We start from the raw sequence: 8,832 nt of genomic DNA, 5'->3' as shown, positions 1-8,832 counted from the left end.
GGTTGGCTTCATATCGGGCCAGCCGGTGTTGCCGCAGGGGCGGGCAATGCACGGATCGTCATGAAGGACGGGGAAATTAGTTTTTCCGTTGGAGGGACAGGTATGACCCTGACATCCGCCGGGCTGACGGTTTCAGGTGGCGATGTGCGAACGGATCAGCATTCTCTCAATGGGCATGTTCATCTGGCAGGAAACCAGAATACGGGAGGACCGCTTGGATGATCGCTCTTTCGCATGTTTTCGGAAACGATCTGGTTCTGGAAGCGGGCACTCTTCAGACGGTTTCCGGAACTGAACTGACGAGACAGAGCCTGTTGCGGCGTTTGCTGACTGTCTCCGGGAATTATATCTGGCAGCTCGATTACGGCGTGGGACTGCCCCTGATGGTTGGTCAGGTCATTGCGCCCGAAGCAATGGAGTCTGTTATTCAGGCTCAGGTCCAGGCAGATGCTGGAGTGGATTCATCGCAGGCAGTGACAGTGACGGTGACGGATGAGGGGATCGGCGTCTGCAGATGTGATGTGTCCTATGTCGATGCCGGATCCGGACAGCAGCAGAACCTGTCTTTTTCCTACTGAAATGATGAGAGCGGCACAGTATTGAACCGCTCCACGAGGATGCGATGTCTCTCTCCTTACGTTCTTTTTCCACAACAGTTTCTACTGCGCTGACAACGGCGCAGGCTTCCTGTTCCCAGTTGCTGGATGTTTCCGTCGGATCTCCCGTACGAGCCTTGATGGAAAGTGTCGGGGGTGTCGGTTTGTGGTTGCAGTATCTGGTTTTGCAATCGCTTTTACGAACCCGTCTGGCGACTTCGACGGGATCGGATTGCGACAGTTTCGTCAATGATTTCGGTATGACCCGATTGCCAGGAACGCCGGCAACGGGCCTTGTGACGTTTACGTCCTTTATGGCGAGTGAGCAGTCGGCGGTTGTTCCTGCCGGCGTGATTGTGCGCACTGTGGGGGGTGTCTCCTTTGTCGTGACGCAGGATCAGTCTTTATCGACATGGTCCGCTTCCGCTGGTGGATATGTGCGGGCCGCTGGTGTCTCGACGCTGTCGGTGCCTGTCTCGTGTCAGGTGGTCGGATCGGCAGGAAATGTGTCGATTGGTGCGATCTGCCTGATGGGCACAGCGGTGTCGGGTCTTGATACCGTGACGAATACGGCACCATTCCTAAATGGTTCCGATCAAGAAACGGACAATCAATTGAGGGCGCGTTTCCCTCTTTGGCTTGCAGCGAAGGCATCTGCCAGCAGGGCCGCGGTGGGGAATGCCATTGCCAACGTTCAGACTGATCTGAGCTACTCCCTGCGGGATGGGATCGATGCCGCGGGAGCGGCTCGAAGCGGTTATTTTACGGCTGTGGTCAATGATGGAAGCGGGGTGCCTTCGGACCAGATTTTGTCGGATGTCTATGAAGTCATTGATTCTGTTCGGGCCCTTGGGGTCGGGTTTGGTGTCCAGGCCCCCCAGGTTCTGACAGTGAATGTTTCCATGGATGTCGTGGTGCCGTCGTCTGTTTCTGTCCAGTCGGCGGTGAGTGCTCTGCAGTCCGTTGTATCGAAGGACATTGCCGCGATGAGCGTGGGTGATGGCTATCCATACAGCCGTCTCTCTTATCTCGCTTATGCAGGGGCGGGAATTTCCGTGACGTCAGTTTTGAATGTTCTGCTGAACGGAGGACAGGCCGATATTCCGGCAAACGGTAATCAGGCTCTCGTAGTCGGAAACATTCAGATCAATGTCACTCAGGGCTGAGGATTCGGAGTCTGGCTCTATCGTAGGGATGAGGAATTCTCATGGCTGTCTTTAATACATATCCCAAACTTGAGTCCCTGACGGGAGAAGAGGTCCTTGTTCTGGCAGATGCCAGTGGAACCCGAACCGTTACGGCCACCGTGGCCCAGGTGATCGAAGCACCCGTCAGCGTTGAGGCCAGCGGTCAGTTCTATTCTGACAAGGGTGCGCAGGTGAAGCGGTTCGCGGACCGGCTGCTGGTCGGTGTTGCGGCGGAAAATCCTGCGCTTAGTGACAGAGCGAGTTCTTCGCAGAATGATTGGCTGTCGGAAACGATGGCGGCGACATCTATTGGTCCCTGGGCACTGCAGGATGCCCAGTGTGCGTCGGTTGCCCAGTTTGGTAATAGCGCATTCGTTGCGGGATCACGGACGTCCGATGCCGTGACGGGTACGTCGGTCCTGGGATTTCAGCCGAGCTCCATCGGAGTGGCGTCATGGGGAATTTCCGATGACACATCTACCCCCACGACCACGACAGCCTATGCCTATTATGGTGAAGCGTGGCGAATGGCGGGCGTGGATTATCAGCCAACTTTCGGCATGGAACTGGAGGCCGTTAATTTTGGTGGCCTTGCTGTAGGCCAGTCGACACCTTATGCGCCGAATGTTGGTGGTGGCGTTTATGGGATACAGCTCGGTGCGGGTGGCGGTCAGACTTCGGGTACCTCCGATGCGGCAGCGGGAATGGTTTTCGTTTCGAATCCGAATTCATGGCAGACGGGAATTGTATTTGGTGCCCAGTCTCTGACGGGAACTGATGGAAAAGATTCCGGATACGCATCAGCTGTTTCTTTGGCCCGCAACCAGGCTGTTGAATGGCATACACCTGAGACCGTTTCCGGAGTGGCGGGGTCCAATGTGGGGGCGTTCGTCCGTTCTACGGTGACGGAACGGGCTAACGGCATGCGTCAGGAATTCAGCGATAACGGGATCCTGTTTGGCAATATCGAGGGTGAAACCCTTTTCTCTGTTGCCAGCATGGCCAGTCCGACCAATGCGCTGCAGGTTCAGGCCGGGGCGGGGACGCAGGCAGCCGGGCTTTATGTACAGGAAGGGACGGGTGGGTCTGGAAATCTGGGTCTTTTCCCCGCAAGTGGGGGAGAGCTTCAGGTCACGTCCCCGGTCACCGGAGCCGGAGGCACGATGCCGACCGTGGCAGATGGTGGCTTCCTGCATATCAACATCAATGGCGCAGATTATCGTATTCCGCTGATGGGCCCCAGCCAGGTCGGGGGATGACGGGATGGGCATTCTCTACGATGACAGCAGGGATATTCTTCGGGCGTCGGATGGGAGCATCCTCCTCGACACAGGCCCGGCTCCCGGTTCGATAGAAGATTTTGCAGGCCGGTTCCGGCGGCTGTTGCCTACAGGATGGTTTCCGCCGGAGCCGCAGGGACTGGATGAAGAAGCTGCTCCGATATTGGTGTCCATCCTTCGGGGGTTTGGTGCTGTTCTGGCCGGTATCTGGCAATTAATGCTGGAATGTTCGCAGCAGATGCGCCTTTCAACGATGACTGGCACGTTTCTGGATATGGCTGCGGACGATTATTTCGGTCAAAGCGGTCTGGTCCGTCAGACCTCTGAGCCGGATGTTGTTTATCGAAAACGAATCAGTGCCTCCCTGTTTGCGGAACGCAATACCCGTCAGGCTGTGACGAATGCGATTGTGGCGGCAACCGGCGTCCAGCCGGTTATCATCGAAACTCTGAACGCTGCTGATTGCCATGCGCTTGCCTGTGCATCCGCTCCTGCCATGGGTGGGGGGTATGGATACGGTGCCGGCGCCTTGCGCTATGGTAGCCTTCAGGGGGGCCAGTTCTTTGTAGAAACACAGTTGGGAAAAGCCGCAGATCTGGCAACAGTCTGCCGCGCCGTCGATCAGACGGCAGCCATGGGCGTTACCGGCTGGATCAAGGTGAAAAATTAAATGGACCGGGCAATCGTTTATGCGGGATCGATCCCGCTTGACACGGATCTTTTGCGTACGGGGCGTTATACCAAGGCCGCGTTCGGAAATCTGGCATCAATGCTTTATGGTCCGAACGTCACTGCCGCGTCCGGACTAGGATATTCGGCGTCTTCCAGCACTCTGAGCCTGACTGTTGATGCGGGCTCTATTATTGCTCCCGGCGTCATGGATGTTTCCACCATTGGGGGTAATGGTGGTGGTCTTGGGGCAGATACGACTGCCCTGACATGTCAGTACACCAGCACGGCATCGCAGACCGTCACTCTACCCGCAGCCGGCAATACCTATACGGTTTATGCCATCTGTTTCGAGCAGGACGCTGATCCGATCGTCCTGCCGTTTTTCAATGCCAGTAATCCCACGCAGACTCAGGCTGGTATTCAGAATAGTGGTGGTGCGTTGCCGGTGCGTAGGACAGGCATCATTTCACTTGTGGCAGCTACGACGCCTCCCTCTGCGCCAGCGGGCGGATATGTTGTGGCGCTTTATACGATCGCGGTTCCGCAAGGTGCGAGCAGTCTGGCTGGGGTGACGGTTGAGCCAGGGCAGGTTTTCTGGCCAACCATTCCGGAATTGGCAACTCACGCCCTGCTCAAGGCGTCGACGGAGCCTATGACCCTGGTGACCGGGAATGGCTCGGTTCCTGTTCCGGCCTGGGCCTCCAGAGTCGAGTTGCGTGTTATTGGCGGCGGTGGCGGTGGTGCTGCCTCGCAGGCGACGACGACCGTCAGTTCATTTTCGGGTGCAGGTGGTGGTGGTGGTGGTGATGCATGGGGCATTTACGCTGTCAGTCCGACCCAGGGCAACGGTCTTGCCATTACCGTAGGAAATGGCGGTGGTTCGGAACAGACCGGTGGCACCTCTCTTGTCAGCTACAATGGGCAGACATTGTTGCAGGCTGAAGGTGGGCAGGGTGGAACATTTTATTCCACGACTGGGTCTGCGGGTGGTACGGGTGGAAATGCTTCCGGGGGAACGGTCTGGAACCAGAGCGGAACCTCGGGCGGTGACGGGCAATGCAATGCCTACACTTTTTCCGGATATGGCGGAGATGGGCCTTGGGGTGGCGCAGGGCGATGCGGCAATCAGGGCGGCCGCAATGCGACCCGTTACGGTGCAGGCGGTGGCGGCTCTTATTCGGCGACTGCCGATGGAACCATTTCCATCGGTGGTACAGGGTATCAGGGCTGTGTCCTGTACCGCTTTTTGCCCTGAGAAAACATTCAGTTCAGCGAGAGCGCGTCATCCGCCATATCCGGCGGCGGCATGCTCTTGCTGAGCTGCTTTACGTCTTCCGCTGTAACCGGAGATGCGTTGTTGCCCCAAGCGTGGCGGATGAATGTCACGACATCGGCAATCTGCTGGTCAGTGAGCTTGGGGCTGAAAGCTGGCATCGTAATGGACGATGGCGCGGCTGTCATGGCCGGGAGCGATGCGCCTTTCTGAACGATGTGAACGATTGAGACCGGATCCTTTTGCATGATGACAGGATTACCAGCCAGTGGGGGAAAGACAGTGGGATAACCCTTGCCGTCTGTGCGGTGACATGCTGCGCAGCGATCGACGTAGACGCGGGCGCCCTGCGATGACAGATCTCCCTTATGGAGCTGATCGGTGATTGTGGGGTCATAGACCCATGGCGTCTGTGTGCGATCGGCAGGCTGCAGGCTCTTGAGGTAATGCGCCATTGCACGCAGGTCGTCATCCGTCAGCTTCTGAGTTCCGTGCAGAACGGCAGAGGTCATGGAGCCAAAGGCACTGCCAGTATTTGAACGGCCCGTTTTGAGAAATGATATGATGTCCTCTTCGCTCCAGCGACCCAGTCCGGTCCGGTCCTCCTGACGAAGTGACGGAGGCGTCCAGCCATCCACTGCGCTGCCACCAGCCAGATAAAGGCTGCCATCGCGCGCAGTCAGCGCCTTTTCCTGCATTGTTATTGCACGAGGGGAGTGACACGCCCCGCAATGAGCTGGCCCTTCTATGAGATAGGCCCCGCGTGCAAGCTGGGGATCGGTAAATTCTCCAGCTGTGTTGGCAATGGCTTTTTGGGGCGTGGGGGCAAAAGCCCAGCGCCAGAATATTAATGGCCAGCGAATGGAAAGCGGCCACGTAACTTCGTTCCTCGGAGGGGAAACCGGGACAGCCTTTACACCTTCCCTGAAATAGACAAATAGGGCGTGAATATCTCTGTCTGTCAGTCGCGCATATGATGGAAAAGGCATAGCCGGATAAAGCGTCGAACCATCACGCCGGATACCCTCACGCAACGCCCGTCCAAACTGGACTTCTGTATAGCGTCCTATCCCGTGTTCGGGATCTGGAGTGATATTGTTAGAATAGATTTTTCCCATGGGAAGGGAAAAAGAAACTCCACCGGAATATTCCGGTTTTCTATGAATGGAATGACAGGCTGCGCAGTCAGACGCGGCTGCCAGATAGCGGCCCTTTTCCAGAATGGTGCTGTCAGCCTCCTGCGCTTCGGCCTCCGCGGAAAAGCCGATTGCAAGAAGGCACGCGAGGAAGAGTGGCCACTTCATATCTTCACCAGGGGCCCGGGGGATTTCAGATAAATCGTCCGGATATGATGGGCGGCCCAGTATGCGAGAGCAGCCACCATTCCTGTCGGATTATATCCCATGCCCTGCGGAAAAGCGTTTGATCCGATAACGAAGACATTGGACACATCCCAGCTCTGGAGATAGCGGTTGAGAGCGCTCGTCTGGGGATGGTCTCCCATGATGGCGCCTCCCCCCAGATGGGTGGTCTGATAGTTGCGTGTGTCAAAGGGCTGCTCCGCGTTGAGATGAACCAGATTCATCTTTGTCGCACCCATGGCCCGTGCGATTGGCTCGATCTTGCTGACAACATACTGGTTCATGCGGATATCGTTGTCCTTCCATGTGAAGGTCATGCGGAGCAGGGGCTGTCCGTAAACATCTTTCCAGGTGGGATCGAGATCCAGATAGACATCCCGATACGCCATGTTGCTTCCATGGGCGTCAATACCGAGCGAATGCTTGTAAGTATTGATAAGGGCATCTTTGTATGCGGAGCCCCAACGGGGCGTTCCGCCGCCGCCGGCGCCAGTTGCCGCGGCAATGGGCTTCATTCCCGCCTGGTTGACCCAGATAGGCGATCCTCCCACAAAGCCAAGAGGCCCGTGGTCGAAGTTCATGCTGTTGAAATCATCAATGGCAACTCCAGCGCCTCCAGCCCCTACGAACTGATTGGTATAAGTCGATGATGGGAGCCAGACGCGCGAAGATGTAATGGTCTGATAGACGAAATTACGCCCGATCGTTCCGGTATTGCTCACAGGATCGTAGGGTTTTCCAATGCCTGACATTAGCATCAGATGAACATTGTTAAACTGGAATGCGCCCAGGATGACCAACTCGGCTGAGAGCGATATTTCCTTGCGGGTTTTCGTGTCGATATAAGTGACACCAGTCGCCTTCGTCTTGGTGCTGTCGAGATCGACGCGAAGGACATGAGCATTCGGAATGAGGGAGAACCTCGGGTCCTGCCTCAATACGGGCAGGATGTTCACGTTAGGCGATGCTTTGGAATACAGATAACAGTCGTATCCACTGCAATAGCCGCAGAAATTACATGGTCCCATCTGACAGCCATAGGTGTTTGTGTACGGTCGGGACGCATTGGCGGCGGGAAGGGCATAAGGGTGATACCCTGCATTTTTCGCAGCTTCGCGGAAAATCGATGCCGAAAATGTATCCGTCATTGCTGGAAGTGGAAAATTATCGGAACGATCCGGAGAAAAAACATTTCCATTTCCGACGATTTTTCCCTGAACCCTGTAAGCTTCCCCTGACGTTCCAAAGACCTTTTCGGCCTTATCGAAAAAGGGCTCAAGTTCCTCATAGGTGACGCCATAATCCTGAAGATTCATTCCTTCGGGAATAAATTTCTCTCCATAGCGTTCAATTACAGAACTTCGCAGTCTAAGGTCCTCGGGTGCAACGCGGAAATGCACGCCCGACCAGTGTAGCCCCGCACCGCCTACACCTTCACCAGGTAGAAAAGCCGCAAGTTGCCTGTAAGGTAGCGCTGTCTGGTCCATTGTATTGCGGATCGTCACCGTGGACTGGGACAAATTCTGAAAAAGCCGTTTGCGTACGGCGCCGCGGAGCTCGTCAATCGATTCCGGATAAGCGCCTTCCACGGGTGTCGTCCGTTCAGAGCCACGTTCCAGCATGACAACAGACAGCCCGGCCTCGGTCAGCTCCTTGGCCATGATCGAACCAGCCCAGCCAGCGCCCACGATAATTGCGTCGACGTGTGTTTTTGCCATCTCAAGCAGTCTCCCCGGAAATCGAGACCGGCCCGATGGGATAAGATGCGCCTTCCTGATTGACCCAATCCATGAAATCCGCTCTGGCGCCCGGGAAGCCCAGCATCAGCCAGCCACCAAGACCGCGATTACCGCCATAAAGCGGGTCGGCAAAAGCACCTTCGAGTGTGTTGGTGCGCAACTGTTCGAAAAAGACCCGCCCCGGAATTTCTCCAAGCTGGACGGACCCACCCTCCAGAGCCGTCAGAAGTTCGTCCTGATGCAGGGCGGAAAGGGCAGCGAAGTCTTTGCCATATTGCTGGCGGGCATAGTGCTCTACGCCGGTAATCCCTTTGCGATACAGATCGCGCGGAACAAACGGAAGCTGATAGCCTAAATTGGCTGGGCCTTGCTGGAATGGTCCAGACATGTACCAGTTTTCGCCATGGGCATAAGGCGTCTGCATCTGCCGATCTATGAATTCCGCTACGCCCAGAGCCTTTGCGCCTGGACCGTTATGGTCGCCAGGGAACAAGCGTTCACAGGCCGCTTCCAAAAATTGGTATTCTGGCCCGTTGAAAAAAACGGGCTGATAGGGATGCGCGGCCGCTTCAGCTGCCAGAGCTTCAGCCCAGTGTGCATTTCCCGAAGCCAACCAGAATGACGTGCTTCCCAGAAGCCCCTTCATAAAATTGCGGCGGAGCGGACGGTTCAGTGTCGGTTCCATGGGGCACAACTCTTTCCAGACAGTAGAACCAGAACGTAC

The 8,832-nt window shown here is 56.2% G+C and carries 8 protein-coding genes and 1 pseudogene; 6 read left to right on the top strand and 3 right to left on the bottom strand.

Going from position 1 to position 8,832, the window contains the following annotated elements; all coding sequences use genetic code 11:
- The 6 genes and pseudogenes from JK202_RS10705 to JK202_RS10680 form a co-directional block, all read left to right on the top strand.
- A pseudogene (locus tag JK202_RS10705) lies at positions 1-222 on the top strand (baseplate assembly protein); the annotation flags it as partial.
- Positions 219-578 (top strand): phage tail protein, encoded by a 360-nt coding sequence (locus JK202_RS10700; protein ID WP_211560947.1) that lies wholly within the window; start codon positions 219-221, stop codon positions 576-578. The pseudogene JK202_RS10705 and the gene JK202_RS10700, both read left to right, overlap by 4 nt.
- A 158-nt stretch (positions 579-736) precedes the next feature.
- A complete protein-coding gene (locus JK202_RS10695) occupies positions 737-1,762 on the top strand; it encodes a baseplate J/gp47 family protein (RefSeq protein ID WP_249199944.1) in 1,026 nt (341 codons plus the stop codon).
- Between the two features lie 41 nt (positions 1,763-1,803).
- The gene (locus tag JK202_RS10690) at positions 1,804-3,042 is read left to right on the top strand and encodes a hypothetical protein (RefSeq protein ID WP_211560943.1); all 1,239 of its coding nucleotides are present in this window, start codon (positions 1,804-1,806) and stop codon (positions 3,040-3,042) included.
- 4 nt (positions 3,043-3,046) lie between these two features.
- The gene (locus JK202_RS10685) at positions 3,047-3,733 is read left to right on the top strand and encodes a hypothetical protein (RefSeq protein ID WP_211560941.1); all 687 of its coding nucleotides are present in this window, start codon (positions 3,047-3,049) and stop codon (positions 3,731-3,733) included.
- Positions 3,734-4,990 carry a hypothetical protein gene (locus JK202_RS10680; RefSeq protein ID WP_211560939.1) on the top strand — a complete coding sequence of 419 codons (1,257 nt, stop codon included), beginning with the start codon at positions 3,734-3,736 and terminating at the stop codon, positions 4,988-4,990. It begins immediately after the preceding gene.
- 8 nt (positions 4,991-4,998) lie between these two features.
- On the opposite strand, the gene JK202_RS10675 is transcribed toward JK202_RS10680, so the two are convergent.
- From JK202_RS10675 to JK202_RS10665, 3 genes are read right to left on the bottom strand one after another with little or no spacing between them, the layout of a single operon-like run.
- Entirely contained in the window at positions 4,999-6,312 is a 1,314-nt protein-coding gene (locus tag JK202_RS10675) for a cytochrome c (protein ID WP_211560937.1), read from the bottom strand.
- Positions 6,309-8,087: a GMC family oxidoreductase gene (locus JK202_RS10670; RefSeq protein WP_211560935.1), complete on the bottom strand. Its 1,779-nt coding sequence runs from the start codon at positions 8,085-8,087 to the stop codon at positions 6,309-6,311. The genes JK202_RS10675 and JK202_RS10670 overlap by 4 nt, the downstream gene beginning before the upstream one ends.
- Before the next feature lies 1 nt (position 8,088).
- The gene (locus JK202_RS10665; RefSeq protein WP_211560933.1) at positions 8,089-8,793 is read right to left on the bottom strand and encodes a gluconate 2-dehydrogenase subunit 3 family protein; all 705 of its coding nucleotides are present in this window, start codon (positions 8,791-8,793) and stop codon (positions 8,089-8,091) included.
- Positions 8,794-8,832 lie beyond the last annotated feature (39 nt).

Source organism: Gluconobacter sp. Dm-62 (assembly GCF_018256155.1).
Lineage (GTDB): Bacteria > Pseudomonadota > Alphaproteobacteria > Acetobacterales > Acetobacteraceae > Gluconobacter.
Note: the sequence above shows the minus strand (reverse complement) of the source record. Positions and strands in the feature narration are given on the sequence as shown.

What these genes read in the sequence shown, in the direction of transcription:
- JK202_RS10690 (WP_211560943.1), top strand. Translation starts at nt 1,804, where the DNA reads ATGGCTGTCTTTAATACATATCCCAAACTTGAGTCCCTGACGGGAGAA.
- JK202_RS10670 (WP_211560935.1), bottom strand. Translation starts at nt 8,087, where the DNA reads ATGGCAAAAACACACGTCGACGCAATTATCGTGGGCGCTGGCTGGGCT.
- JK202_RS10680 (WP_211560939.1), top strand. Translation starts at nt 3,734, where the DNA reads ATGGACCGGGCAATCGTTTATGCGGGATCGATCCCGCTTGACACGGAT.
- JK202_RS10695 (WP_249199944.1), top strand. Translation starts at nt 737, where the DNA reads ATGGAAAGTGTCGGGGGTGTCGGTTTGTGGTTGCAGTATCTGGTTTTG.
- JK202_RS10675 (WP_211560937.1), bottom strand. Translation starts at nt 6,312, where the DNA reads ATGAAGTGGCCACTCTTCCTCGCGTGCCTTCTTGCAATCGGCTTTTCC.
- JK202_RS10665 (WP_211560933.1), bottom strand. Translation starts at nt 8,793, where the DNA reads ATGGAACCGACACTGAACCGTCCGCTCCGCCGCAATTTTATGAAGGGG.
- JK202_RS10685 (WP_211560941.1), top strand. Translation starts at nt 3,047, where the DNA reads ATGGGCATTCTCTACGATGACAGCAGGGATATTCTTCGGGCGTCGGAT.
- JK202_RS10700 (WP_211560947.1), top strand. Translation starts at nt 219, where the DNA reads ATGATCGCTCTTTCGCATGTTTTCGGAAACGATCTGGTTCTGGAAGCG.